Origin of the sequence: Sagittula sp. S175, from assembly GCF_049800975.1 — a bacterium.
In the GTDB taxonomy this organism is placed as follows: domain Bacteria; phylum Pseudomonadota; class Alphaproteobacteria; order Rhodobacterales; family Rhodobacteraceae; genus Sagittula.
The window spans coordinates 88712-115428 of the sequence record NZ_JBNAGB010000005.1 but is presented as its reverse complement, the minus strand read 5'-3'; the positions used below and the strand labels follow the sequence as shown (position 1 = coordinate 115428).

The window sequence follows — 26717 nt, the reverse complement described above, 5'->3', positions numbered from 1 at the left end:
TAGGGCGGGGTTATACCCCGCCGCCCCCGAAAGGCAAACGGGCGCCCCGAAGGACGCCCGCCATATCCGTCAAATGCCTGAAATTACGCCGGGTTCTTGGCGTAGCGCAGGTAGGGCAGCTTGATGTCCAGTTCGCCGTACTTCTCGGCCGCCTCGTCGTCCTTCAGCGACAGCGCGACGATCACGTCCTGGCCAACTTCCCAGTTGGCCGGAACCGCCAGCGGCTGGCCCCAGGTGCGCTGCAGACCGTCGAGCGCGCGCAGCACCTCGGCAAAGTTGCGGCCGACGGACATCGGGTAGGTCATCATCAGCTGGACCTTCTTGTCCGGCGACACGATGAAGACCGAGCGCACGGTGGCGGAATGCGCCGGCGTCCGGCCATCGGGCAGGTAGGCATCGGCGGGCAGCATGTCGAGCGCCTTGGCCACCGCCAGATCCTCGTCCGCGATGATCGGAAAACCGGCCTTCGCCCCGGCGGTCTTCTCGATGTCGCCTTTCCAGTCCTTGTGCTCCTCGACACCGTCCACGGAAATGCCCATCACCTTGGTGTTGCGCTTGGTCCATTCGTCAGCCAGCTGGGCAACCGCGCCGAACTCGGTGGTGCAGACCGGCGTGAAATCCTTCGGGTGCGAGAAGAAGATCGCCCAGCTGTCGCCGATCCAGTCGTGCAGGTCGTACTCGCCGAGGTCGGTGGTGACGTGAAGGTTCGGGAACTCGTCGTTGATGCGCAATGCCATGTCAGTCTTCCTTTCCTGTCCGAAACAATCGGATGTGATATACCCAGTTTAGATACATTCCAAACTTAGGATGTAAAGGCCCCGCTTGCACCCTAATCCATGCAGTGACAGAGTGTCGCCATAACCCGACCGCATGGTCGGGAAAGGCAAGAGCCAGGCCCTACCCCTTGCGGGCGGACCTAACCATTGATCGGGAGGATCAGCAATGCTCGAGAAGCGCCAGTTCTACATCAACGGCGAGTGGGTCGACCCCACCGAAGCCCGCGACCACAACGTCATCGACCCCTCCACCGAAGAGCCCTGCGCGGTGATCTCTCTGGGGGGTCAGGCCGACACGGACAAGGCCGTCGCCGCCGCCAAGGCCGCCCTGCCCGGCTGGATGGCCACCCAGCCCGAGGAACGCCTCGCCGCCCTCGAACGCGTCTACGCCGAGTACAAGAAGCGCTCCGAGGACCTGGCGCAGGCCATGTCCATGGAGATGGGCGCACCAATCGAACTGGCGCGCACCTCGCAATTCGGCGCGGGCCTCGGCCACCTGAAGAACTTCATCAACGCTGCTAGGGACTTCGAGTGGGAAAAGCCCCTGCGTGAAGACCACCCAGACACCATCATCCGCCACGAGGCCGTGGGCGTCTGCGCGCTCATCACGCCCTGGAACTGGCCGATGAACCAGATCACGCTGAAGGTCGGCGCGGCGCTGGTCGCGGGCAACACCATGGTGCTGAAGCCGTCGGAAGAGTCCCCCATCGACGCCATGATCTTTGCCGAGGTGATGGATGCCGCGGGCCTGCCCAAGGGCGTCTTCAACCTCGTGAACGGTGACGGCGCGGGCGTGGGCTCGCAGCTCAGCGCGCACAAGGACGTGGACATGGTCAGCTTCACCGGCTCGACCCGCGCGGGCATCCTGATCTCCAAGGCCGCCGCCGACACGTTGAAGCGCGTGCACCTCGAACTGGGCGGCAAGGGCGCGAACCTCGTGTTCGCCGACGCCGACGACAAGGCGGTGAAGCGCGGCGTGCTGCACATGATGAACAACTCGGGCCAGTCCTGCAACGCGCCCTCGCGCATGTTCGTCGAGGCCTCGCGCTATGATGCCGCCGTCGAGGAAGCCGCCGAAGTGGCCTCCAAGGTCACCGTCGGCCCCGCGTCGGAAGAAGGCCGCCACATCGGTCCCGTGGTGAACGAGACCCAGTGGAACAAGATCCAGGACCTGATCCAGAAGGGCATCGACGAAGGCGCCCGTCTGGTCGCCGGCGGCGTCGGTCGCCCCGAGCACCTGAACAAGGGTTTTTACGTGCGCCCGACGGTCTTTGCCGACGTGACCCCGGACATGACCATCGCCCGCGAGGAGATCTTTGGCCCGGTCCTGTCGATCCTCAAGTTCGAGGGCGAAGACGAGGCCGTCGCGCTGGCCAATGACACCGTCTACGGCCTGACCAACTACGTGCAGTCCACTGACGTCGAGCGCCGTCACCGTCTGGCGCGCCAGCTCCGCTCCGGCATGGTCGAGATGAACGGCCAGTCGCGCGGCCCCGGCGCGCCCTTCGGCGGCATGAAGGCCTCCGGCAACGGTCGCGAAGGCGGCGCATGGGGCATCCACGACTTCGTCGAGGTCAAGGCGATCTCCGGCTGGTCCGCCTGATCCCCACCCCAAGGGTCTCGCAACATGTAGAAGCCGGCGCGTGATGCGCCGGCTTCGATCGTTTCAGGCGATCCGGTCAGACCGGATCAATCGTCCTCGCCATCGTGGCTGTCATTGTCGCCGCTGTCGTGGCTATCATCGCTGCCGTGGTCGTCCGAGCCATGGTCATCGCGGCCGCCACGGTCCTCCGAGCCGTGATCGCCCTCGCCCTCATGCTGCGCCTCGTAACGGTTCTCCTCGCGGTTCTGCTCGCGGTACTGGTGGCGCTCTCCGTCATCACCGCGCGACGACAGCACGGCACCATCCCCGTTGCGCACGGTCACCTCGGCCTCCTGGCCATTGGCGTTGCGCGCTTCGATACGTGTGCGGTTCATGCTGCGCTTCACGGTGAAGTTGGTGTAGCCCTGCGCCGCCAGGGCGTCGATCTGGCTCTGCACGTTTGCGGACACCTGCTGTGCCGAAACACCGCCTGCGACGGTTGCGATGGCCAGTGCGACGGCTGCGATGGTGGTCTTGGTGGTCATGACGTTCTCCTCATGTGTCTGACGCTTTCGATGCAGCCAACTAAGGCCATCGCCCCAACCCCTCGCAATAAACCCAAGGTGGAACGGGACATCACTCCGGTCCGTCAGGACGGGGTTTATGTGCAGATTGACGCCTCAACCAAAGTCATACATTCTAAAAACGGCAACCGTTTCGGACACTTGCCAACGACTTTCGGGACCCCAAGGCCGTTTCCGCACGCTCTCGACAGCCCGCCGAAATCCGCTCAATTCGACCGGCCAGCCCCCTCCACTGGACCAAAGACATAGACACACCTCCGCCGATTTCCCTTGCCCCCCGCCGCGCGACCGACCTACCCTGCCCGCATCGACCGAGTGGAAGCTAGGGTTCCGGGCAAGAATCGCCGCCGCGACCGAGCGCTTCGGAAACCACGGGCCATATCCCGTGGCTGCACCCAGCGGACAAAAACCGGGGGGAGGAGACGTCGAGACCCAACCGCGCCGCCTTGCGCCAAAGGAGGTCTCATGACCCTTGTCTCCGTGACGCTCGTCGTCCTCGCCTCGCTCATTCACGCCAGCTGGAACCTGCTCGCCAAGCGCGCGGCAAGCGTCGGGGCGCGTTTCGTCTTTGCCTACAACCTCGTGTCCTGCGCCGCCTATACACCATGGGTCGGCTGGCTGCTGATCCACGACGCCGTGCCATGGAGCCTGCACGGCGCGGGCTTCCTGCTGCTCTCCGGCCTGATCCACCTCGGCTACAGCCTCTGCCTGCAACGCGGCTACCAGGTGGCAGACCTCTCAGTGGTCTACCCCGTGGCACGCGGCACCGGGCCGATGCTGTCCACCATCGGGGCCTTCGTGATCCTCGGCGAAACGCCGCGCCTCGCCGGGATCGCGGGCCTGCTGCTGGTCGTCGCGGGCATCGTCCTGATCGCCACCAATGGCCGCCTCGCCACCTTCCTGCGCCCCGAGGGCCAATCCGGCCTGCGCTGGGGAGGCCTCACCGGCGGTTTCATCGCCAGCTACACGGTGGTGGACGCCATCACGGTCAAGACCCTCGGCATCGCGCCGGTCCTGCTCGACTGGTTCAACAACCTGCTGCGCTTTGTCCTGCTCGCGCCCATGGTCCTGCGCGACCCATTGCGGTTCCGCGACGCCATGCGCGGCCACTGGCCCGAGGCCATCGGCGTTGGCCTCCTGTCACCGCTCTCCTACATCCTGGTGCTCGAAGCCCTGCGCCACGGCGCGCCCCTCAGCATCGTCGCGCCGATGCGCGAGATGTCCATGATGGTCGGCGCGCTCATGGGGCTGTTGATCCTGCGCGAACACGTCGGCCCCTGGCGCCTCGGCGGCTGCGCGGTGCTGGTGGTCGGGGTGATGCTGCTCGGCTCGGCCTGAGCGGTCAGAACCGCCGAAGCCCCGTCAGAACGGCGCGGGCGCCCGAAAGCTCATGCCCCGCCCGCTCTCCGGATGGTTCACCCGCAGCTCCTCCGCATGCAGCATCATGCGCGGGTACTGATCCGCCGTCTCCGGCGCATAAAGCTCATCACCCAGGATCGGATGGCCCAGCGACAACATATGCACCCGCAACTGGTGCGACCGCCCGGTGTGCGGGAACAGCCGCACGCGGCTTTCCTCGTCCGAGGCCTTCATGACCTTGTACCCCGTCAGAGCAGGCTTGCCCGTCTCGTGACAGACCATCTGCCGCGGCCGGTTCGGCCAGTCGACGATCAAGGGCAGGTCCACCTCGCCCGTCCTCGGCTCCAGCCGCCCGGCGACCCGCGCCACGTAGGTCTTCTTCGTCTTGCGCGTCTCGAACTGGTTGCCAAGGTCGCGCTGCGCATGGGCCGTCAGGGCAAAGACCATCACACCCGAGGTATCCCGGTCCAGCCGATGCACCAGCCGCACCGTGGGAAAGCCCGCCTCCAGCCGCGCCAGCAGGCAGTCCGCCAGCTCCTCCCCCTTGCCCGGCACGGACAACAGGCCCGCAGGCTTGTCCACGACCAGCAAGTCGCTGTCTTCGTGCAACACGGTGATCGGATCGGTCGGAGGATTATACGCGCTCATGGGCCCCTCCCTACCGCAGCCCCCGCGCGGCGCAAGCCCTTTTGCCGACGGAGACCCGTGCCCGCGCCGTATCACCGGCACAAGATCGAACAGGAGCCTCCATGTCACACCGCCACAGCCTCAACCCCCGCACCCTGACCGTGACCCTGACCCTCGCGGTCCTCTGCTGCGCCTTCGCCGCCGTGGCCCAGACCCCGCCCGCCCCCCCGCCGGGCCAGGGACCGGGCCAAGGATTGGGCCAACGCCCCACCGGCAAAATCGCCGCCGACCTCGGCATCACGGAACAACAATTCATCGCCTGTTTCGGCAACGTCCGCCCGGGGCCGAACCATGCCCCCGACAGCGCGACCCAACGCGCCAACAAGGCCCGGCTCCTGCCCTGCCTGCAACAGGCCAACCCGTCGATCACCAACGCCAGCCTCGACACGGTCATGGACCGCTACCGCCCCGAAGGCCCGATGCCCCGCCGCTGAACAACGCCGGACAAAGGGGGCTCCGCCCCCGCCGCTCCTTCGGAGCGTCTCCCCCGCGGTATTTGGATCAAGATGAAGACAGCCCACGCCCCTGCCTTCATCTTGACTGAAATACCGCGGTGGAACTCCCGAAGGGAGTTGGGGGCAGAGCCCCCATCGCGCCGCAGGCGCGCCGGTCGATCTGGCGCAGCCGGATCGAAATCCCTTACAGGCGCACCCGCCCGCCGGTCGGATCATACATCGGCTTCAGCGAAACCCTTGCCGCCACACGCCGCCCGGCCACGTCGATCTCGTAATCCGACGCCAACACCACTTCGGCGCTCTCGCCGGTGCAGGGCACATATCCCAGACCAACCGCGCCCCCAAGGCTATGCCCATAGCCGCCCGAGGTCAGCTGACCAACGATCACGCCATCCCGCAGGATCGGCTCGTTATGATACAACAAGGGTTCCGGGTCGCTCAGCAGGAACTGCACCAGCCGACGCTCCAGCCCTGCCTCTCGCTTGCGCAGCACAGCGTCGCGGCCAATGAACGCCGCCTTGTCCTTCGCCACGGCAAAGCCAAGCCCTGCCTCCAGCACATGATCCTCGCAGGTAATGTCGTGACCGAAATGGCGGAAGCCCTTCTCGATCCGGCAGGAATCCATCGCATGCATCCCGCACAGCCGCAGGCCCAGCGGCGCCCCTGCCTCCATGATCGTCTCGAAAACATGGCCGCACATGTCCGAGGACACATAGACCTCCCATCCCAGTTCTCCGACATAGGACACCCGATGCACCCGCGCCTCGCCCATGCCGATATGGATGCGCTGCGCCGTGCCGAAGGGGTTCACGTCGTTCGAGAAATCCCCGTCCGAACAGGCCTCCAGCACCGCGCGCGCGCGCGGTCCCATCACCGCCAGTACGCCTTCCCCTGCTGTCACGTCGGTGATGACCACGGCACGGTCGCCGATGTGCCGCTTGAGCCAGGTCTCGTCCGCCCGCCGCGTCGCCGCCGGTGTCACCACCAGGTAGGCCGTCTCCGACAGGCGGGTCACGGTCACGTCCGCCTCGATCCCGCCGCGCGCGTTCAGGAACTGCGTGTAGACGATCCGCCCCACGGGCACATCCACCTGCGCGCCGCAGACATGGTTGAGAAACGCGCAAGCCTCGCGCCCCTCCACCCGCAGCTTGCCGAAGGAGGACATGTCGTACATGCCCACGCCCTCGCGGATCGCCATGTGCTCGGCCCGCTGGTTGTCGAACCAGTTCTGCCGACCCCAGCTGTAGCGGTAGGCCCTTTCCTGCCCCTCGGTCGCGTACCAATTGGCCCGCTCCCAGCCGGACAATTCACCAAAGACCGCCCCCCGCGCCTCCAACTGCGCGTGGAAGGGCGAGCGCCGCACACCGCGCGCCGTCTCTTTCTGGCGATAGGGATAATGGTCGGCGTAGAGCAGGCCCAAGGTCTCGGACACCCGCGCCGCCAGAAAGCTGCGGTTGGTCTGGAACCCCTGCGCGCGGGCGATGTCCACGTCGCCCAGATCGAAGGGCTTCGCCCCGTCCACCATCCATTGCGCCAAGGCCATGCCCGCGCCGCCCGCCGACTGGATCCCGATGGAATTGAACCCCGCCGCCACCCAGACGTTCTCGCGCCCCGGACACAGCCCCATGTAATAGGCGTTGTCCGGGGTGAAACTCTCCGGCCCGTTAAAGAACGTGTGGATGCCCGCCGATCCCAGCATCGGCATCCGGTTGACGGCCTTTTCGAGGATCGGCTCGAAATGGTCGAAGTCCTCCGGCAGCTGGTCGAACTCGAAATCCTGCGGGATGCCGTTCAGCGCCCAAGGCTTCGCGCCGGGTTCAAAGGCCCCCAGCATCAGCTTGCCCGCGTCTTCCTTGTAATAGGCACATTCGTCCGGCACCCGCAGCACCGGCAGAGGCCCCAGCCCCGCAATGGGTTCCGAGACGATGTAGAAATGCTCGCAGGCCTGAAGCGGGACATCGGTGCCGAGCATCCGCCCCACCTCGCGGCCCCACATGCCCGCGCAGTTGACGACGTGCTCGCAGGCGATCTCCCCGCTGGTGCCATCCTCCGCCAGCCATTGCACGGCGGTGATGCGGTCGTTGACGGCGGTCACACCGGTGGCCTTCACCCGCTCCTGCACCACCGCGCCGCGCATCCGTGCGCCCTTGGCCATGGCCAGCGCGATATTGGCCGGATCGCCCTGCCCGTCCTTGGGCAGATAGACGCCGCCGACGACGCCGTCGGTGTTCAGATGAGGGTACTTCGCCGCGATCTCGGCCACGTCGATCTCGCCGATCTCGACACCAAAGGCCCGCGCCATGGCCGCCGAGCGGCGCAACTCCTCGTGGCGCTCCGCCGTGAGGGCCACGGTGATCGACCCCACCCGCTTGAAACCTGTCGCCACGCCGGTCTCCACCTCCAGCGCGCCGTACAGCTCCTGCGAATACTTCGCCAGCTTCGTCATGTTGGCCGTCGCCCGCAGCTGCGCGATCAGCCCCGCCGCGTGCCACGTGGTGCCGGAGGTCAGCTGCTTGCGCTCCAGCAGCACCACGTCGGTCCAGCCCAGCTTTGTCAGGTGGTAGGCGACGGAGCAGCCGATGACGCCGCCGCCGATGATGACGACGCGCGCGGAAGTGGGAAGGGTCATGTCAGAACCTCGACGGCGGGAACGATTTTTCGCTGAAAAATCGGAAACCGCGCCCTGCGGGCGCGAAGGTGAGTATTTGGACCAAGAAGAAGCATCAGACGATCTCGTGACCCGCCGCACCCAGCCGCCGGGCGATCTCGGCGATATGGGCCGGGCCGGTCTCGCAACAGCCGCCGACGATGCTGGCCCCCATCTCGACCCAGCGCAGCGCGTGGTCGGCATAGACCTCCGGCCCCATGTCGCGGCGGGCGGTCAGCGCGTCCACCGTCGGGCTGTCTTTCAGGAAATCCTTCGTAATCATGGTAAAGCCGTTGCCATAGGCGCCGAAGGGCATACCGGCCCTGGCCAGTTGCTCCAGCGCGGCGGGCATCGCCTCGGGGGCCGAGCAATTGGCCAGCACCGCCGCCGCCCCGTCCCGCGCGATGGCGGCGATCTCTGCCACCGGCTCGCCCGAGCGCAGCCGCGCTCCGTCCTCGTCATCGACCGTCACCGCCAGCCAGACGGGTTTGCCCGTGCGCAGCGCGCCCTCCAGCGCGGCGCGGGCGTGGGCGAGCGAGGCCACGGTTTCGCAGATCAGCAGGTCGACGCGCGGCGCCAGAAACCCCGCCACCTCGGCATAGAGCGGCACGGCCTCGTCATGGGGCGGGTGGATGTCGGGCCGGTAAGAGGCCGCCAGCGGCCCGATGCTGCCGGCGATGCGCCCCCGTCCAGCCGCCTCACGCGCCGCCTCTGCCTCGGACAGGGCGGCGTCGAACAGCGCCTCCAGCCGGTCCTCGATCCCGGCCTTCACCAGCCGGTCGCGGTGCAGCGCATAGGTGTTCGTCGTCGCCACCGTCGCCCCGGCGTCGAAGTAATCGCCATGCACCTGCTGCACCAGCCCGGGGTGTTCGATCATCACCTGCGTCGACCACAGCGGCGTCGGCTTGTCGCCCGCGCGGTGGACCAGTTCCTGGCCCATGCCACCATCAAGAAGGGTTATCGCGGTCACGTCTGGTCTCCTGCATAAGGGGGCGCGCCCCGTCGTTGGTTGTTGCTCAAGGTCACGCTTTCAGTCGCGCGTTCGTCGGGTCCCACAGCGGGCCGTCCGGCTGCACCGTGGCGCGGCGGCGCTGGCCGAAGATGTCGATCTCCACCTCCGTGCCCGCCGTCGCCAGATCGCTCCGCAGCATGCCCAGCGCCACGCATTGCCCGACGCGATAGCCCCATGCGCAAGAGGTCACCTCACCCACCACCGCGCCGTCGTGCAGGATGTTTGCCATATAGGGCGCGTCCTCGTCGCCCGCCGCGACGGTCAGGGTGACAAAGCGTTTCGCCGGGCCCGTTTCGGCCTGCGCCATCAGCGCCGCGCGCCCCGGGAACGCGGGTTTGTCGAAGTGGACGAACCGCTCCAGCCCCGCTTCCAGCAGGGTGTAATCGGTGGACAGGTCGCCCTTCCACGCGCGATAGCCCTTCTCCACCCGCAGGCAATTCAGCGCCCACATGCCAAAGGGTTTCAGCCCGAAGGGACGGCCTGCCTCCAGCAGCATGTCGTAGACGGCGGCGGTGTCCGAGGCCTTGGAATGCACCTCCCACCCCAGTTCGCCCGCAAACGATACGCGCACCAGCTGCACCCAAGTGCCGTTCAGCTGCGCCGACTGGTGCGTCAGCCAGGGCTGCGTCAGGTCCGCTTCGGTCAGCGTGGCGAGGATCTCGCGCGATTTCGGTCCCGTCAGGATCTGGCAGCCGAACTCCCGCGTCACATCCGTCAGGGTGAAAGCGGCACCCTCCGGCACATGGCGTTGCAGCCATTCCAGATCATGCCATTGCGCCACGGCGGCGGTGATGAGGAAGAACATGTCCTCGGCAATCCGCATGGCCGTCATCTCGGTCACGATCCGCCCGCGCGTGTCGGCGAAATACAGCAACCCGATCCGCCCGACCTTCGGGATGCGCCCGGTGCACAGGCTGTCGAGGAACTCCGCCGCCCCCTCGCCCGCCAGCCGGAAGCGCGAGAAGCCCGGCAGGTCCAAAAGCCCCGCCGCATCGCGCACGGCTTCGCATTCCTGTTGTATACGAGGCTGCCAAGAGCCGTTCCTGCCCCATGTCCGGGTCGCCTCTTCGGACAGGTCGTCACCCGGCTGAGCAAACCAGTTCGCCCGCTCCCAGCCATTGTAGGCCCCCATGACGCCGCCCAACTCGCGCACCCGCGCGTCCGCGCCGGACAGCTTGCGGTCACGCGCGGCGGGCCAGCTGTGATACGGGAAGTGCATCGCGTATTCGTGGCCGTAGACCTCCATCGCCTTGTCCACGCAATAGGCGTCGTCGGTATAATCCGTGTAGCGGCGCGGATCGACGGACCACATGTCCCACTCGGTCTGGCCCTCGGTCACCCATTCCGCCAGCACCTTGCCCGCGCCGCCCGCCTGCGTGATGCCAAAGGTAAAGACGCAGGCCTCGAAGGCATCCGGCACACCGGGCATCGGCCCGATCAGCGGCAGGCCGTCCGGCGCATAGGGGATCGGCCCGTTGATGACCCGCCCCACGCCCGACTGCCCCAGCAGCGGCACCCGCGCCATGGCGTCTTCGATGTACCATTCCAGCCGGTCCAGATCGTCCGGATACAGCTGAAAGCTGAAATCCTCCGGCATCGGATCGTCGGGCGTCACCCAATGCGCCTTGCAGTTCCGCTCGTAGGGGCCAAGGTTCAGCCCGTGCTTCTCCTGCCGCAGGTAGTACGAGGAATCCACGTCGCGCAGCAGCGGCAGCTTGCCGTTCTCCTGCGTCCAGGCCTCCAGCTCCGGGATCGGCTCCGTCAGGAAGTACTGGTGGCTCATCACCGCCATGGGCACCCGCCGCCCGCCGTAGGGACGGAACCACTCGCCCACCCGCTGCGCGTAATAGCCCGCCGCGTTTACCACCTTCTCGCAGCGGATCTCGCCCTTTTCCGTCTCGACGATCCACTTGCCCGCCTCGCGCCGCACCCCGGTCGCCCCGCAGAACCGCTCGATCCGCGCCCCGGCCATGCGCGCCCCCCGCGCCAGCGCCTGCGTCAGCTGCGCCGGGTCGATGTCGCCGTCGTCGGGGTCGTACAAGGCCCCCGCCAGATCATGCGTTTCGAGGAAGGGATACCGCGCTTTCAGGTCCGAGACCTGCATCATCTCCAGGTCCATCCCCTGCGCGCGGCCCATGCCCACGGCGCGCTCGAACTCCATCATGCGTTCGCGCGTATGCCCCAGCCGGATCGAGCCGGTGACATGGTAGTTCATCGGGTAATCGACCTCGTCCGCCAGCCGCCGGTAGAGCTGCAACGAATAGCGCTGCATGTTCATCACCGCCCAACTGGTCGAGAACGACGGGCAATTCCCCGCCGCGTGCCATGTCGAGCCCGCCGTCAGCTCGTTCTTTTCCAGCAGGACCACGTCCCACCCGGCCTTGGCGATGTGATAGGCACACGACGCCCCCACCGCACCGCCACCGATGATGACCACGCGCGTCTCGGTCGGGAAATCCTGCTTGCTGTCGGTGCTCATGATTGCGGTACTCCGTCCGTGATGTCGTAGTAATCGCCCTTGTCGGCGGTAAAGATGTGCTTGGTCAGGCGCAGACCGGTGCGCGCGTCCAAGGCGCCGAGGGCAAAGCTGATCGTGTCCTCATCATGCGCCTGCCAGAACAGGAAAGACCCGCAGACGGGGCAGAACCCGCGTTGCGCCTTGTCCGAACTGTCGAACCAGCGCAGCGCTCCGCTGATGGTCAGATCTGCCTTGGGCACGTAGGCCGAGGCCCAGAGATGCCCCGACTGCCGCCGGCACTGGCCACAATGGCAGACGCTGGCCCCCTGCGGGACTGCCGCCGTCTCGAAGCTCACCGCGCCGCACAGGCACCGTCCTCGCGTCATCTTTGCTCCCTCAATAGACCGGCGGCGCGATCACCCAGATCGCGGTCGCGGGCACATCGTACGGATTTTCCCAACGCATCGGCTCGCCCCGGATGCGAAAGCTGTCACCCGGCCCGATCTCGAACCGGTCGCCCCCAATGGTCACCACCAATCGGCCAGAGACCAGCCAAGCCACCTCCTGCGTCGGGCGCGTCACGGTCTCGCCGATCTCGGACCCCGGCTCAAAGACACAGTGCACCATCTCGAAATCATCGGTCAGATCGGGCGAGAGCAGTTCTTCGACCAGCCCGGACACCCGGCTGCCGATGGGCCTGCGCGCGCCCGCCCGGACCACGCGCCCGGCCTCCGGCCCCTCGGCCTGATGCCGTGCCAGCATGGAGACGGTGACGCCCAGCAGTTCGGCCATGTGCCGCAATTCGGTGATCGAGGGCTGCGACAGGTCGCGCTCCACCTGGCTCATCCAGCCGACGGACCGCCCAAGCCCCTCGGCCACCTGCGCCAACGTCAGGCCACGCGCGCGGCGCAAGGCGCGGATATCCGCGCCAAGGGTTTCGAAAGAGGGGCTGTCGTCAGGCATGGCACGCGAGTCGTGAAATTCTATGTCAGAATTTCACGCTGCCACGGGTTCATGAAATTTCAAAATGAAATTTCACGCGCCTCACCCGGCCGTGGCGAACACCTCGTCGAGGATCGCCTGAAGCGCCGTCGCGTCGCCTTCGGTAAAGGCGTCGGGAAAGTCGCTGTCGATGTCAAAGACCCCCAGCAACCGCCCCGCCCCGTCGCGCACCGGCAGGACCAGCTCCGACCGCGTGGAACTGGCGCAGGCGATATGGCCCGGAAAGGCATCCACGTCGGGCACCAGCTGCACCTCGCCGGTTCTGGCACAGGCGCCACAGACCCCACGGGAAAACGGGATGACGAGGCAGCCATGTCCGCCCTGATACGGCCCGATCTTCAGCAGTTCCGGGGCCACGACGCGGTAGAACCCGGTCCAGTGAAAGCGGTCGTCCGCGTGGTGCACTTCGCAGGCGAGGGTCGCCATCAGGGCAACGGTGTCGGTCTCGCCTTCGGTGAGGGCGGCGATGGTCTTGGTCAGGTCGGTGTAATCAACGGTCATGGCGTCACATGTGGCACGGTCGGATGCGAGGGGCCAGCCCCTCGCGCTCCCCGAGGTATTTGGATCAAGATGAAGCAGGGGCGCGGTGTCTTGCCCCTGCGTCGGTGGCTTGTGTCAAAGCCGTTCGATGGCGATGGCGGTGCCTTCGCCGCCGCCGATGCAGATGGCGGCCACGCCGCGCCTGAGGCCGCGCTTTTCCAGTGCATTCAGCAGGGTGACGATGATGCGCGCGCCGCTTGCGCCGATCGGGTGGCCCAGCGCGCAGGCCCCGCCGTTCACGTTCACGATGTCACGCGGCAGGCCCATTTCCTTCATGAAGGCCATGGGCACCACGGCAAAGGCCTCGTTGACCTCCCACAGGTCCACATCGCCCTTCTTCCAGCCGATGCGGTCCAGCAGCTTTTGCGCGGCGGGGATCGGCGCAGTCGGGAAGTCCTTGGGCGCCTGCGCGTGGCTGGCGTGGCCAAGGATACGGGCGCGCGGCACCACCCCGGTGCGCCTGACCTCGTCGAGCGTGGTCATCACCAGCGCCGCCGCGCCATCGCTGATCGACGAGGAATTCGCCGCCGTGACGGTGCCGTCCTTGCGGAAGGCGGGTTTCAACAGCGGGATCTTTTCCGGGCGCGCCTTGCCGGGCTGCTCGTCGCGGGTGATGATCTCCTCGCCGTGACGGCTGTGCAGCGTGACCGGCGTGATCTCGCGGTCGAACGCATCCGAGCGCTCCGCGTCCAGAGCGTTCGACAGGGAGGCCAGCGCGTATTGGTCCTGCGCCTCTCGGGTGAACTGGAAGGCTTCGGCGCAGTCCTCGGCGAAGGTGCCCATCAGCCGCCCCTTGTCATAGGCGTCCTCCAGCCCGTCGAGGAACATGTGGTCGGTCACCTGCTGGTGCCCGATCCGCGCGCCGCCGCGCATCTTTGGCAGCAGGTAGGGAGATTCGGTCATCGACTCCATGCCGCCCGCGACCATCGTCGTGGCATGGCCCAGCGCCAGCCGGTCCCAGGCCATCATCGCGGCCTTCATGCCCGATCCGCACATCTTGTTGAGCGTGGTGGCCGGGACGTCCTCGCCCAGCCCCCCGGCGAATCCCGCCTGCCGCGCCGGGGCCTGCCCCTGACCCGCGGGCAGCACGCAGCCCATCAGCAACTCGTCCACCTGCGGTCCGCTCGCCTCTGCCATGGCCGCGCGGATCGCCGCGCCGCCCAGCGTTGCCGCCGGTACGCCTTCGAACACGCCCTGGAATCCCCCCATGGGCGTGCGCGACGCCCCCGTGATCACCACGTCTTTCATCTCTCTCGCTCCCGTCGTTTTCCCATGCATACCGAATGGTAAGGAATGCCGTCTAGGCTGTGGATCAAAGACAACCTTCGGGCAGCAGGAACCTGACATGCAATTGAACACCCGTTCCGAAAATGGGGTCGAGGTCATCACCGTCGATGCCGACCGGATCGACGCCGCCGTGGCCATCAGTTTCAAGGACCGGATGCGGGAATCGCTGACCAACGGGTCCGGGCGTTTCGTGCTCGATCTGGAAAAGGTCGACTTCATCGATTCCAGCGGCCTTGGCGCCATCGTCGCCGCGATGAAACTCATGCCACAGGGGTCGAAGCTGGAGCTTGCCGGCCTGACCCCCGCCGTGGACAAGGTCTTTCGCATGACCCGCATGGATTCGATCTTTGTCATCCACCCGTCGGCCTCGGCGGCCCTCGGGGCCTGAGGACGCGGCGGGGGCGTGCCGATGTTCGCGGAAACGCTGGAGGATGATCGCCTCTCCATCCAGGGAATTTTGCCCAGCACGCCCGATGCCGTGACCGCGGCCCTGCGCGACCTGCGCGCGCATATGACGGCCGTCCCCGCCCTCGCCCATCTCGACCCGTCGTGGGAAATCGTTCTGGCCGAAGTGCTCAACAACATCGTCGAACACGCCTATGCCAATTGTCCGGAGGGCGAGATCCGCTTTCAGATCACCGTCGCCCCCACGCTTTTGCAGGCAGAATTCTGCGATTGCGGTCGCGCCATGCCCAATGGCGCCCCGCCGCAGCCCAAACCCGCCAATCTCGACGTCCCCTCCGAGGACCTGCCAGAGGGCGGATTCGGCTGGTCGCTGATCCACGCCCTCGTCTCGCGTCTGGATTACACCCGCAGCGACGGTCACAACCACCTTGCACTGGAAATGCCGCTGCGCTGAGGGGGCGCCCGAAAATGACCGCGCTGCGGTCCAAATCGCGCCCGATTCCGACGACATATTCGGTCCTGTAGCTGCATATGGCTTCACCTCGGCACCGGGTGTTATCAGCCCCCACCCAGTACCCGGTGCCGAGGTTCCTAAATCCCTGACACGCCCGACAACACGCCCCACACGGCGTGTTTTTTTGTGCCTGTCGACCTCCAGTCCGTCCCCCGCACGTCCCCCGCACGTCGGCCCCGAAATCACCCAACTCGCTCCACATTCCCGCCCCGTTCGGAAACGATAATCGTTCCTGTAGCTGCATAGGCTTCACCTCGGTGCCGGGCGTTATCAGCCCCCACCCAGTGCCCGGTGCCGAGGTCTCAAAAACGCGCCCCCCACGGCGCGTTTTTTTATGCCCGCCGCCCCGACACCTGCCCCCAAATCACCGCACGCGTTCCATATTCCGGCCCCGTTCGGAAACGATAACGGGTCTTGTAGCTGCATAGGCTTCAACCTCGGCACCGGGCGTTATCAGCCCCCACCCAGTGTCCGGTGCCGGGGTTCCAATGCGCCACCCAACTAAATCACCACATTGACGCTGCCGGTGCGCACCGACATCTTCCCCGCAACAAGGGAGGACTTCATGCGCGATTTCCACATGCCCGGCCGCTCGGCGGTCTGGGCTGAAAACGGCCTTTGCGCCACATCGCATCCGCTGGCCGCCAGCGCCGCCATCGACATCCTGCGCCGGGGCGGCAACGCCATGGATGCCGCCATCGCCGGAGCCCTGATCCTCGGCTGTGCCGAACCGGCCATGACCGGGATCGGCGGCGACTGCTTTTCACTCGTCTCGCCCGCCGGGACCGAGGATGTCATCGCCGTGAACGGCTCGGGCCGCGCGCCCGCCGGGCACAACGCCGCCGACCTGCGCGCGGCGGGCCACGCCACCGTCCCCACCGAAAGCGCGCTGGCCGTCACCGTGCCCGGCGCCATCGACGCCTTCTGCGCCATGTCGGACAAATGGGGCAAGCTCGGCCTCGCCGACAGCCTCGCCCCCGCGATTCACTACATGGAAAACGGCATTCCCGTCGCGCCGCGCGTGGCCTTTGACTACGGGCAGGCGCATGGACGGCTGCAAGGGGCGGCGCAGACCCATTTCCTGCCGTGGAACCGCGCGCCGAAACCCGGTGACAAGCTCGCTCTTCCGGGCAATGCCGAGGTCCTCAAACGCATCGCGCAACAGGGCCGCGACGGCTTTTACACCGGCGAGGTGGCCGAGGACATGGTCGCCAGCCTCAACGCGCTCGGCGGCGCGCACACGCTGGACGATTTCGCCGCCGCCCGCACCGATTTCGCAGCGCCCCTGACCGGCACCTACAAGGACCGCGAGCTGCTCGAGCATCCGCCGAACGGTCAGGGCCTCACCGCGCATCTGATGCTGAACATCCTGTCGCATTTCGACGTGGCCTCCATGGACCCCTTCGGCGCCGACCGCGCCCATGTGGAGGCCGAGGCCGCCAAGCTCGCCTATGACGCGCGCAACCGCTTTGTCTCCGATCCGTCCACCATGACGCGGCTCGACCACCTGCAAAGCCCTGAAACCGCAGCGAAACTCGCCGCGCTCATCGACATGAAGCGCGCCATGCCCTCGGCCACAACGATCTCCGAGGCGGTGCACAAGGACACCATCTACCTCACCGTCGTCGACCGCGACCGCATGGTCGTCTCGCTGATCTACTCGGTCTTCCACAGCTTTGGCTCCGGGCTGGCGTCGGACAAGTTCGGCGTGCTGTTCCAGAACCGTGGCGCGGGCTTCTCGCTGACCGAAGGCCACCCCAACGAGATGGCCGGCGGCAAGCGCCCGATGCACACGATCATCCCCGCCATGGTCCGCGACGGTGGCCGCGTCACCATGCCCTTCGGCGTGATGGGTGGGCAGTACCAGCCCAACGGCCATGCCCGCGTTCTGTCGAACATGACCGATTTCGGCATGGACCCGCAGGCGGCGCTGGATGCCCCGCGCAGCTTTGCCGAGGGCAACACGCTGCAACTGGAGCGCGGCTACGACGCGACGGTCGCCGCCGATCTGGCCGAGAGGGGCCACAAGGTCGAGACCCCTGTTACCCCCATCGGTGGCGCTCAGGCGATCCTCATCCATCCTTCGGGTGTCCTCGAAGGCGCCTCCGACCCGCGCAAGGATGGCTGTGCCCTGGGTTACTAGGCCCCTCCGTCCAACCCGAAAGTATATAAAAATCAATGTGGGTGCCGTTAAGAATTCCTAACAGCGCCCCATTCTCGCCCCGGTTGGACTGCACCCATAGCGTGTATCACTACCGGAGTCTCAGAATGGTCCTGCCGCACACCGCCTTCGCCCGCCTGTTCACCCGGGCGCTTGTCTTCAACGGGCGTTCCAGCCGGTCGGAATTCTGGTGGGGGCAGACGATGCTGGGCAGCGTGGCCGTGGCGGCCGTCTACATTCTGGTCCTCTCCATGCCGGTGTCGATCCTCGACGCCGGGGCGACGCCGCTCACCGACAGCGCCATGGTGATGACCCTGCTCGGCCTGTCCGCCGGTCTCACGCTGATAAATTTCACGGCGCAGGCCCGCCGCCTGCACGATGCCGGGTATTCCTCGCTGTGGATGCTGGTCAGCTTCGTGCCACTGATCGGCGCGCTGGTGCTGCTGGTGCTTTATGTCATGCCGTCCGAAAACGGGTCGAACAAGTGGGGGGCAGGCCCCGACGGCCCCATGGGCTTTGACGACCGCCCCCTGCGCGAGGGCGGAGAGGCAGAACTCTCCCCCACCCCCGCAGCCCCGCGCAAGGTCAAGGCCAAGGGCAAGGCCGGGCGCAAACCCTCCGCCTGGGACAGTTACGCCATCCTCGCCAACGGCGACGCCGATGCCCCGCCCCCGCCGCAGGTGGTCGAGGCGCGCAAGGCCGAGATCAGCGATTACTACCGCCGCAACGTGTTGAAACAGGCCGATATTCCGGCAGAGTGACGGCTGGATATGCGTAGGTCGGGGCTGTGCCCCGACTCCCCCGCAAAATCAGCCCAGACGATCAGTAGGAATAGGCCCCGTAGATCTTCGTCAGATCGCCGTTCCAGTCGCCGTGGTAATGCTCCAGCAACTCGTCCGACGGCACCTTCCCGCTTTCGACCGATTCCTTCAGCGCGTTCAGGAAATGCGTCTCGTTCGGCACAAGGCCCCCGGCCCCCGGACGTGCGCGCGCCACCAGACCCGCCTCGGCGATCTCCAGCACCTCGCGCGCCAGCGCATGCATCGAGATCCCATCGACCTCTGCCTGCAAGCCCTCGCGCGTCGCCGCCAGCCGCAGCGCCTCGCGCTGCTCGGCAGACCAGCCCTTGCACAGATCCCAGGCCGCATCCAGCGCGCCCTGATCGTACATCAGCCCGACCCACAGCGCCGGCAGCGCGCACAGCCGCCGCCACGGACCACCATCGGCCCCGCGCATCTCGATATACTTCTTCACCCGCGCATCCGGGAAAGCGGTCGTCAGGTGATCCGCCCAATCCGACAGCGTCGGTTTTTCACCGGGCAGCGCGGGCAGTTCACCCTTCAGGAAGTCACGGAACGACATCCCCAGCGCATCAATGTACTTCCCGTCGCGGTAGACAAAGTACATCGGCACATCCAGCGCATATTCCGCCCAGCGCTCGAACCCGAATCCCTCTTCAAAGACGAAGGGCAGCATCCCGGTCCGCGAATCGTCCAGCGTCTCCCAGATCTGCATCCGCTTGGACTTCACGCCCACGGGCTTGCCCTCGAAGAAGGGCGAATTCGCGAACAGAGCCGTCGCCACGGGCGACAGGGCCAGCGCCACGCGCAGCTTCTGCACCATGTCCGCCTCGGACCCGAAATCGAGGTTCACCTGCACGGTGCAGGTCCGCCGCATCATCTCGCGCCCCGTGGTGCCGACGGTCGGCATATAGGCATCCATCAGCTTGTAGCGCCCCTTGGGCATCAGCGGCATCTCGTCATGCGACCAGATCGGCGCAGCACCGAGGCCAATGAAGCCCACGCCGATCTCGTCGGCGATGTCCTTCACCTCGCGCAGGTGCTCGTTCACCTCGTCGCAGGTCTGGTGGATGGTCTCCAGCGGAGCACCGGACAGCTCCAGCGCGCCTCCCGGCTCCAGCGAGACATTCGCCCCGTCCTTGGTCAGCCCGATGATGTGGCCGCCTTCCTCCACCGGGGCCCAGCCCCAGCGGTCGCGCAGGCCTTCCAGCACGGCGCGAATGGACCGCTCACCGTCATAGGGCAGCGGTTTCAGCGAGTCCTTGCAGTAGCCGAACTTCTCGTGCTCGGTCCCGATGCGCCAGTCGTCCTTGGGCTTGCACCCCGAGGCAAGGTATTCTGCCAGTTGCTCATGGCGCTCGATCGGCCCGCCGCCGGACTGAGGAATGGACATGTGAGCGCTCCCAAATGCGTTTCGTGTCGTCTGCACCTAACGTCCTGAGGGCAATATTCCAGAGTGTCAATGCAACCGAATGGCTGGGTTCTGCGCCCCCTGTGTGCGCCAGATCACAACCGGCCCCGGAGAGGTGCCCTCCATGTGGCGCAGCATGTGCTCCGTCTGGATGCCCGGAAGGCTGGCGAAGGCGTCGAACAGCTGGTCCGCGCCCTTGGCCGTCAGCGGGATATGCAACGGCTGCTGCCCCGGCGCGCGCAGCACCCAATGCGGCGGCTTCCCCGAAGGGTCCAGCACCAGCGAGGACATGGCCTCGAGGTCGACGATCCCACCGTTCAGCGGCCCGAAGTAGCTGACGCGACGTTCCACCACCTGCACCACGCCGGGGCCGCCGTTACCTTGGTGAAAACGCGCCCGCTGCACGCCCGCGACGATCCAGGCACCACCCGCGAGGCAGACCAGCCAGCCGATCCAGTGCAACAGCCCGCCGCCGGTGAACAGCGCCCAGTAAAGCCCCAGCGCCACCACGGCGACGCCCGCCAGAACCTCCTGCCAGCGCGCCAGCGCCGCGCGCACCTCGGGCCGGATCATGCCGGGTTGCCCAACGTGACGGGCTGCGCCAGCAGCGCCACGCGGTAGTCGCCGCAGCGCTCGAATCCCAGCCCCTCGTACATCTCGGACGCCCCGTCCGAGGCCGAGAACAGCATCGCCCGCGTCACCCCCTCGCCCGCCAGTTCCGCCAGCATCCCGGCGATCACGCGACGCGCATAGCCACGCCGCCGCGCTTCGGGCGGTGTCCAGACGCTGCCCAGCTGCACCGCCGAGCCCGCCCGCGCGTTGATCCCCGCCATGGCCACCGGGACGCCGTCATCCTCCAGCAGCCACAGCCGCCCCGCCAGCACCGACCGTGCCGCCCGCGCCCGCGCGACCTCGTCGGGATCGCCCGGGTCCTGCACGCCGGTCTCTGCCATCAGGTCGCGGAACCACGGCACCAGCGCCGGCACATCGGCGGCCTCGGCCCTGCGCACGCCCGCATGATCGCCGCCCGGACCAACCGCGCGCCGGAACAGCGGCTGCACCGCATTCATCTGCCACGCCTCGGCCCGCACCGGCAAAGCCTCCACCACGGTCTGCACCTGCTCCGCCGCGCCGCTCATGCCCGACAGCGTGTAGCCCTTCAGCAAATGCGCATAGGTCTGCGCCTCCGTCGCGGTCAGCCCCGGCAACTGGCACAGGAGGAACCCGCCGTTGGTCGCGCCGAACACGCCGGTGATTCCTTCTCCGGTCTCGCGCAGGAAAAACGCCGTGCCATGCACATGGTCGCGGTCGTCGGTGCCATGCGCCTCCAGGTTGCCCAGCAGGAACATCGACGTCTCGATATGCCCTTCGAGGAAAGCGGCTATGGCCCCCGCATCCTCCATCCCGGCCTTGCGGATCATGCCCCGCCCTCCATGTCGCGTAGGTCGGGGCTGTGCCCCGACTCCCCCCGCCAGTCGCCCACCGCCACCTGCCACAGCGTCAGCGCCGCCACCGCCGCCGTCTCCGCCCGCAGGATGCGCGGGCCAAGGCTGATCGCCGTGGCGCAGTCCATCCCGCGCAACCTTGCGCGCTCCGCTTCGGAAAACCCGCCCTCCGGCCCGATCAGCACGGCCCATGGCCCCGGCTCAAGCCCGTCCAAGGACACCGCCGTCCCCACGGCGCTCTCGTCGCAGAACAGGATGCGCCGCGCGGGGTCCCAGTCCGCCAGCAGCCGGTCCAGCTTTGCCATCTCGCCCACCTCGGGCACAAACGTCCCACCGCATTGCTCGGCGGCCTCGACCGCATGCGCCTGCTGCTTTTCCACCCGCCAGCGTTCCGAGTTGGTGTATTCCGTCTGCACCGGCAGCACCCGGCGCACGCCCATCTCGACGGCCTTCTCGACGATGAAATCGGTGCGCGCCTTCTTCACCGGGGCAAAGACCAGCCAAAGATCCGGCGGCACGCCCTGCGGCGCCGATTGTGCCCGGCACACCAGTTCCCCGCCGCGCTTGCCCACCTGCGTCACCTCGGCGCGCCATTCGCCGTCGCGCCCGTTGAACAGCGCCACATGCGCGCCTTCCGTCAGCCGCATCACGCCGAACAGGTAATGCGCCTGTTCCTTCTCGAGGCTGACGGCCTGTTCCTCGGCCAGCGGCTGGTCTACAAACAGCCGGACTTTGACTTTTTCCTGATCCATGGGGCGGAACATATGACCGGCACGCAGCAAGCGCCAGACACGGCGGGGCAAGTTTCCGACGCGGTCAAGGGCAACTGGGTCGACACCCTCGCCCCGTCCTGGAGCCGCCCCTACCTGCGCCTGAGCCGCGCCGACCGCCCCATCGGCACCTGGCTCCTGCTCCTGCCCTGCTGGTGGGGGCTGGTGCTGGCCATGGTCTCGGACGGGCGGGCCAGCTGGTTCGACGCGTGGATCTTCGTCGGCTGCGGGCTGGGCGCGTGGCTGATGCGCGGCGCGGGCTGCACCTGGAACGACATCACCGACCGCCACATCGACGGCTCGGTGGCGCGCACCGCCTCGCGCCCGATCCCCTCGGGTCAGGTCACCACGAAACAGGCGCTCGGCTGGGCGGTCGCGCAATGCCTGATCGCCTTCTGCATCCTCGTGACCTTCCCGCCCATGGCCATCGCGCTTGGTGTGCTGTCGCTGCTGCCCGTCACGATCTACCCCTTCGCCAAGCGCTTCACCTGGTGGCCGCAGGTCTTCCTCGGCATCGCCTTCAACTGGGGCGCGCTGCTGGCCTGGACCGCCCACACCGGCAGCCTCGGCCTGCCCGCCGTCCTCCTTTATCTATCGGGCATGGCGTGGACCCTGTTCTACGACACCATCTACGCCCATCAGGACAAGGAAGACGACGCCCTCATCGGTGTCAAATCCACCGCCCGCCTGTTCGGAGACGACACCCCCAAGTGGCTCGCCCGCTTCCTCGTCATCACCGTCTCGCTCATGGGGATCGCCACCGTCCTCGCCGCGCCCGATGGCGAACCGCTGAAGCTGGTCCTCCTGCTCCTTGGTCCTTGGGCGATGGGCTGGCACATGGTCTGGCAGATGCGCCGCGTGAAACTGGATGACAACGAACGCCTGCTAATGCTCTTCCGCGCGAACCGTGATTGCGGCCTTCTGCCCGTGCTGTTTTTCGCCACCGCCATAATCGCCTGATTGCGCCGCCCCCCCGGCTTGCGTATCAGTCCTTAACCCGGAACTTGGGAACTACGCCTTACATGCGGCTTTCATCGCTCTTCATCGTCGCCGGAACCTTTGCCGCCGCAGGGGCCGCAAGCCTGCTGGCCGCCTACTTCTCGGCAGGGATGGTGGAAAGCGCATCGCAGACCGGGGTGCTGAGCGAACTCGACAACGAGGGCCTGACCTGGGCCGAGGTCGACACCAACGGCCTTCAGGTCTTTCTCATCGGCACCGCCCCCGACGAGGCCGCGCGCTTTCAGGCGCTCTCGGCCGCCGGTCGCGTGGTGGACGCCTCGCGCGTCATCGACCAGATGCTCGTCGAGGAACCCGAGGACATGGCGCCCCCGCGCTTCTCGATCGAGATCCTGCGCAACGACGCCGGCATCTCTGTCATCGGCCTCGTGCCCGCCTCCACCGACCGCGAAGACCTGATGGAAAGCTTCCGCTCCATCGCGGGCAGCGCCGAGGTCTCCGACCTGCTCGAAGCCGCCGACTTCCCCGCCCCCGACGGCTGGGAGGACGCGCTGCGCTACGCCACCGGCGCCCTGCGCGACCTGCCCCGGTCCAAGATCTCGGTGGCCGCCGACATGGTCGACATCAAGGCCATGACCGACAGCGCCGAGGCCCGGACCCGGCTGGAAACCACCCTCACCCGGCGCAAGCCCTCCGACCTGCGGCTGGCGCTGGAACTGACCGCGCCCCGCCCGGTCATCACGCCCTTCACCCTGCGCTTCCTCATCGACGAGGACGGCCCGCGCTTCGACGCCTGCTCTGCCGACACCGAGGAAGCCCGCGCCCGCATCCTGCGCGCCGCCGCCCGCGCGGGGCTCGAGGGCAAGGCCAGCTGCACCCTCGGCCTCGGCGTGCCCTCGCGCCGCTGGGCCGATGCCGTCGAACTGGCGATCTCGAAACTCACCGACCTCGGCGGCGGCTCCGTCACCTTCTCCAACGCCGACGTGACCCTCGTCGCCCTCGAAGGCACCGCGCAGAACACCTTCGACCGCGTCGTCGGCGAACTCGAATCGACCCTGCCGGACGTCTTCGCCCTGCACACCGTCCTGCCCAAGGCCCCCGAGGCCAGCGCCGAAGGTCCGCCCGACTTCACCGCAACGCTGTCCCCCGAAGGCCGCGTGCAACTGCGCGGCCGCCTGAACTCCGAAATCGCCCGCCAGACCGCCGACAGCTACGCCAAGGCCCGCTTCGGCTCCGATCAGGTCTACACCGCCGCCCGCGTCGTCGAAGGTCTGCCGATGGACTGGTCCGTCCGCACCCTCGCCGCGCTCGAAGCGCTCTCGATGCTCGCCAACGGCGCGATCACCGTGACCCCGGACAATGTCGTCGTCACCGGCCAGACCGGGATGAAGGACGCCAGCGCCCGCATCTCCGCCCTCTTCGGCACGAAACTCGGCGAAGAAGCCACCTTCGAGATCGACGTCGCCTATATCGAACGCCTCGACCCGACCCTCGGCCTGCCCTCGCCCGAACAATGCGAACGCATGATCGTGGAAACCGTCGGCGCGCGCAAACTCAGCTTCGAACCCGGCTCCGCCACGCTCGACGGCTCGGCCCGCGCGATCCTCGACGACCTCGCCGACCTGCTGAAGAAATGCGGCGACATCCCGCTGGAAATCGGCGGCCACACCGACAGCCAGGGCCGCGAGACGATGAACCAGCAGCTTTCGCAGAAACGCGCGCAGGCCGTTCTGGACGCGCTGCGCACACGCCTCGTGCCGGTCGCCAGCTACACCGTCAAAGGCTACGGCGAGGAAACCCCCATCGCCACCAACGACACCGAGGAAGGCCGCGAGGCCAACCGCCGCATCGAGTTCACGCTCATCCGGGACCCGAACGCGCCCGCCCCCGCTGCGGCCCCCGCCGCGCCCGAGGCTGACACCGATGCAGGCAGCGCCGCATCCGATGCCGCCCCCGAAGCGACCGGCACCGACGGCGGCGTCGTGGCCACACAAGGCGCGGAGGCAGGCACCGACGGGGCCGACGCCCCGCTTCAGGACCCAGCCGCGACCGAGGCCGCCGCCAGCATCGGCGCCGACAAGGCCGTGCCCGATGGCGCGGTCCGCGAACCAGATTTCAAGCCCGAAACGGGCAACGACGGCTAAGACCGCCTGAGGGACAACAAAAACAATGGACAGAACCCAGTTCATCATCACCACGGCGATCATCCTGTTCGTGGCCTTCGGCCTCGGCTGGTTCGCGCATTGGCTCATCCACCGCTTCAAGCGCGTCAGCCAGGCCGACATGGATCAGCTCGAACGCATGAGCCAGGAACTGCACGAGGCCGAGGAGACCCGCGATCAGGCGATCACCTACCTGCAACAGCGCGAGGCCGAGCTGACCAACCAGCTGGCCCAGACCGAGGCAGAGCTTTCGGCAGCCATGGACGGCCTGCGCGAGGCCCGTCAGGAAGCCGAGGAAATGCGCTCCTACGCCGAACGTCTGCACAACCAGCACCACAGCTGACACATCATCTGCCACAGGGGCGCGCGGCCTGCGCCGGGCGTGATTTTTCGCAGAAAAATCGGTCCTCCCCCCGAGGTCAGGCGCATTGGTTAAGATGCTGCGCTGCGGCGCAACACCTCTCCGGCGTCAAAGGTTAACAACCGGCCGCTTTGCCCCGTCAAAGCGGCCGGTTCTGCGTTCAACATCCGGTAAACGCCCGCCGCGCGCCGTTAACGCGCTGTGGTGTCCGCTCCGCAGGCGCCCACATCTTGTGCCCCGGACACCGTGCGCCGCGTTCACCTTTGCTTGGCGCACCCGCCAAACCAGCCCAGACGCCCCGATTTACCCTTTGGCAACGCCCTGTCCTTCCCGCCCGCTTGGCTCTATCTAGGGGGCAACGAGACATGCCAGAGGCCCCAATGACCCAGATCATCTCCCAGCTTTCCGACATTTCCGACCGCTACGACGCCCTCTTCGTCGATCTCTGGGGCTGCGTCCACAACGGGGTCAAGGCCTTCCCCGAGGCCGTCGCCGCCCTCCAGTCCTACCGCGCCCGCGGCGGCGTGGTGGTGCTGGTGACCAACGCGCCCCGCTCCCGGCACGAAGTGGCCAAGCAGTTGATAAAGTTCGACGTTCCCGAAGACGCCTATGACGCCATCGCCACCTCTGGCGACAGCGCCCGCGCCGCCATGTTCACCGGCGCGGTGGGGTCAAAGGTCTGGTTCATGGGCCATGACTTCGACCTGACCTTCTTCGAACCGCTCTCGCTGATCGACAACCCGGTCCACATCGAACGCGTGCCGCTGGCCGAGGCCGAGGGCATCGTCTGCTGCGGCCCCTTCGACCCCCATGCCGATCCCGCCGTTAACCGTCCGGAATTCATTCTTGCCAAGCAGAACGGCCTCAAACTGCTGTGTGCGAACCCAGATATTGTGGTCGATCGCGGCGAACGCCGAGAGTACTGCGCCGGGGCGCTGGCCAAGCTCTACACCGAGATGGGTGGCGAAAGCCTCTACTTCGGCAAGCCCCATCCCCCCATATACGACCTCGCCCGCCGGCGCCTGTCGCAGATTCGTCCCGGCATTTCAGACGCTTCCATCCTCGCCATCGGGGACGGCCCCGCCACCGACATCCTTGGCGCCATGGGCGAGGACATCGATTCCCTCTTCATCTCCGGCGGCCTCGCACGGGAGGAGACCAAAACGACGCACCAGCCCGACCCAACCGCGCTAAGCGATTATATTAAAAAGGAAAAAATCTCTCCGACCTATACCATAGGCGCATTGCGGTAACAAAATTACCGCTTGCTTTTGCTGCATCCGCAAAGTAATAAAATTACCAAACACGGCGCCTATTGGCGATTTTGTTACCGGATGGAGCT

The 26717-nt window shown here is 66.9% G+C and carries 25 protein-coding genes; 11 read left to right on the top strand and 14 right to left on the bottom strand.

Annotated features, from left to right (window positions below):
* Positions 1-83 precede the first annotated feature (83 nt).
* Complete coding sequence (locus ACP16H_RS08385) at positions 84-737, bottom strand: peroxiredoxin (RefSeq protein WP_425071830.1); 654 nt, start codon at positions 735-737, stop codon at positions 84-86.
* 205 nt (positions 738-942) lie between these two features.
* Here ACP16H_RS08385 and ACP16H_RS08380 point away from each other — a divergent pair, with 205 nt between their 5' ends.
* Positions 943-2379 (top strand): aldehyde dehydrogenase family protein, encoded by a 1437-nt coding sequence (locus ACP16H_RS08380; RefSeq protein WP_425071829.1) that lies wholly within the window; start codon positions 943-945, stop codon positions 2377-2379.
* A gap of 86 nt (positions 2380-2465) precedes the next feature.
* Here the strand turns inward: ACP16H_RS08380 and ACP16H_RS08375 are convergent, their stop codons facing one another.
* The gene (locus tag ACP16H_RS08375; protein ID WP_425071828.1) at positions 2466-2903 is read right to left on the bottom strand and encodes a hypothetical protein; all 438 of its coding nucleotides are present in this window, start codon (positions 2901-2903) and stop codon (positions 2466-2468) included.
* 504 nt (positions 2904-3407) lie between these two features.
* On the opposite strand from ACP16H_RS08375, the gene ACP16H_RS08370 reads away from it, so the two are divergent.
* Positions 3408-4280, top strand: coding sequence for an EamA family transporter (locus ACP16H_RS08370; RefSeq protein WP_425071827.1), 873 nt, complete (start codon positions 3408-3410; stop codon positions 4278-4280).
* A gap of 24 nt (positions 4281-4304) precedes the next feature.
* On the opposite strand, the gene ACP16H_RS08365 is transcribed toward ACP16H_RS08370, so the two are convergent.
* Positions 4305-4949: an RluA family pseudouridine synthase gene (locus ACP16H_RS08365; protein ID WP_425071826.1), complete on the bottom strand. Its 645-nt coding sequence runs from the start codon at positions 4947-4949 to the stop codon at positions 4305-4307.
* A gap of 101 nt (positions 4950-5050) precedes the next feature.
* Between ACP16H_RS08365 and ACP16H_RS08360 the strand changes: the two genes are divergently transcribed.
* A complete protein-coding gene (locus tag ACP16H_RS08360) occupies positions 5051-5422 on the top strand; it encodes a hypothetical protein (protein ID WP_425071825.1) in 372 nt (123 codons plus the stop codon).
* Between the two features lie 205 nt (positions 5423-5627).
* Here the strand turns inward: ACP16H_RS08360 and ACP16H_RS08355 are convergent, their stop codons facing one another.
* From ACP16H_RS08355 to ACP16H_RS08325, 7 genes are all read right to left on the bottom strand, one after another.
* On the bottom strand, positions 5628-8072 hold the full coding sequence (locus ACP16H_RS08355; protein ID WP_425071824.1) for a GcvT family protein: 2445 nt from the start codon (positions 8070-8072) through the stop codon (positions 5628-5630).
* A gap of 94 nt (positions 8073-8166) precedes the next feature.
* On the bottom strand, positions 8167-9060 hold the full coding sequence (locus ACP16H_RS08350; RefSeq protein ID WP_425071823.1) for a homocysteine S-methyltransferase family protein: 894 nt from the start codon (positions 9058-9060) through the stop codon (positions 8167-8169).
* Between the two features lie 52 nt (positions 9061-9112).
* Positions 9113-11581: a GcvT family protein gene (locus ACP16H_RS08345; protein WP_425071822.1), complete on the bottom strand. Its 2469-nt coding sequence runs from the start codon at positions 11579-11581 to the stop codon at positions 9113-9115.
* Positions 11578-11946 (bottom strand): GFA family protein, encoded by a 369-nt coding sequence (locus ACP16H_RS08340; RefSeq protein WP_425071821.1) that lies wholly within the window; start codon positions 11944-11946, stop codon positions 11578-11580. The genes ACP16H_RS08345 and ACP16H_RS08340 overlap by 4 nt, the downstream gene beginning before the upstream one ends.
* 10 nt (positions 11947-11956) lie before the next feature.
* Entirely contained in the window at positions 11957-12523 is a 567-nt protein-coding gene (locus ACP16H_RS08335) for a helix-turn-helix domain-containing protein (RefSeq protein WP_425071820.1), read from the bottom strand.
* An 81-nt stretch (positions 12524-12604) separates the two neighbouring features.
* A complete protein-coding gene (locus tag ACP16H_RS08330; protein ID WP_425071819.1) occupies positions 12605-13063 on the bottom strand; it encodes a GAF domain-containing protein in 459 nt (152 codons plus the stop codon).
* Positions 13064-13177: 114 nt separating this feature from the next.
* Positions 13178-14350: an acetyl-CoA C-acyltransferase gene (locus ACP16H_RS08325; protein ID WP_425071818.1), complete on the bottom strand. Its 1173-nt coding sequence runs from the start codon at positions 14348-14350 to the stop codon at positions 13178-13180.
* 97 nt (positions 14351-14447) lie between these two features.
* Here ACP16H_RS08325 and ACP16H_RS08320 point away from each other — a divergent pair, with 97 nt between their 5' ends.
* The 4 genes from ACP16H_RS08320 to ACP16H_RS08305 all read left to right on the top strand — a co-directional run bounded on the left by ACP16H_RS08320 (position 14448) and on the right by ACP16H_RS08305 (position 18230).
* On the top strand, positions 14448-14777 hold the full coding sequence (locus tag ACP16H_RS08320; RefSeq protein ID WP_425071817.1) for an STAS domain-containing protein: 330 nt from the start codon (positions 14448-14450) through the stop codon (positions 14775-14777).
* A 21-nt stretch (positions 14778-14798) separates the two neighbouring features.
* Positions 14799-15248, top strand: a complete 450-nt coding sequence (locus ACP16H_RS08315; protein ID WP_425071816.1) for an ATP-binding protein — start codon at positions 14799-14801, stop codon at positions 15246-15248.
* 625 nt (positions 15249-15873) lie between these two features.
* On the top strand, positions 15874-17451 hold the full coding sequence (locus ACP16H_RS08310; protein WP_425071815.1) for a gamma-glutamyltransferase family protein: 1578 nt from the start codon (positions 15874-15876) through the stop codon (positions 17449-17451).
* A gap of 125 nt (positions 17452-17576) precedes the next feature.
* A complete protein-coding gene (locus tag ACP16H_RS08305; protein WP_425071814.1) occupies positions 17577-18230 on the top strand; it encodes a DUF805 domain-containing protein in 654 nt (217 codons plus the stop codon).
* A 61-nt stretch (positions 18231-18291) separates the two neighbouring features.
* Here the strand turns inward: ACP16H_RS08305 and ACP16H_RS08300 are convergent, their stop codons facing one another.
* From ACP16H_RS08300 to ACP16H_RS08285, 4 genes are all read right to left on the bottom strand, one after another.
* Positions 18292-19662, bottom strand: a complete 1371-nt coding sequence (locus tag ACP16H_RS08300) for a glutamate--cysteine ligase (RefSeq protein ID WP_425071813.1) — start codon at positions 19660-19662, stop codon at positions 18292-18294.
* 66 nt (positions 19663-19728) lie between these two features.
* Positions 19729-20253, bottom strand: coding sequence for a hypothetical protein (locus ACP16H_RS08295; protein ID WP_425071812.1), 525 nt, complete (start codon positions 20251-20253; stop codon positions 19729-19731).
* The gene (locus ACP16H_RS08290) at positions 20250-21101 is read right to left on the bottom strand and encodes a GNAT family N-acetyltransferase (protein WP_425071811.1); all 852 of its coding nucleotides are present in this window, start codon (positions 21099-21101) and stop codon (positions 20250-20252) included. Before ACP16H_RS08290 ends, ACP16H_RS08295 begins: the two co-directional genes overlap by 4 nt.
* On the bottom strand, positions 21098-21877 hold the full coding sequence (locus ACP16H_RS08285; RefSeq protein WP_425071810.1) for a 16S rRNA (uracil(1498)-N(3))-methyltransferase: 780 nt from the start codon (positions 21875-21877) through the stop codon (positions 21098-21100). The genes ACP16H_RS08290 and ACP16H_RS08285 overlap by 4 nt, the downstream gene beginning before the upstream one ends.
* Before the next feature lie 12 nt (positions 21878-21889).
* Here ACP16H_RS08285 and ubiA point away from each other — a divergent pair, with 12 nt between their 5' ends.
* The 4 genes from ubiA (at position 21890) to ACP16H_RS08265 (ending at position 26628) form a co-directional block, all read left to right on the top strand.
* Positions 21890-22855 (top strand): 4-hydroxybenzoate octaprenyltransferase, encoded by a 966-nt coding sequence (ubiA, locus tag ACP16H_RS08280; RefSeq protein ID WP_425071809.1) that lies wholly within the window; start codon positions 21890-21892, stop codon positions 22853-22855.
* A gap of 62 nt (positions 22856-22917) precedes the next feature.
* Positions 22918-24996 carry an OmpA family protein gene (locus tag ACP16H_RS08275; RefSeq protein ID WP_425071808.1) on the top strand — a complete coding sequence of 693 codons (2079 nt, stop codon included), beginning with the start codon at positions 22918-22920 and terminating at the stop codon, positions 24994-24996.
* 25 nt (positions 24997-25021) lie between these two features.
* On the top strand, positions 25022-25357 hold the full coding sequence (locus ACP16H_RS08270; RefSeq protein WP_425071807.1) for a hypothetical protein: 336 nt from the start codon (positions 25022-25024) through the stop codon (positions 25355-25357).
* A 398-nt stretch (positions 25358-25755) separates the two neighbouring features.
* Positions 25756-26628, top strand: a complete 873-nt coding sequence (locus ACP16H_RS08265; RefSeq protein WP_425071806.1) for a TIGR01459 family HAD-type hydrolase — start codon at positions 25756-25758, stop codon at positions 26626-26628.
* Positions 26629-26717 lie beyond the last annotated feature (89 nt).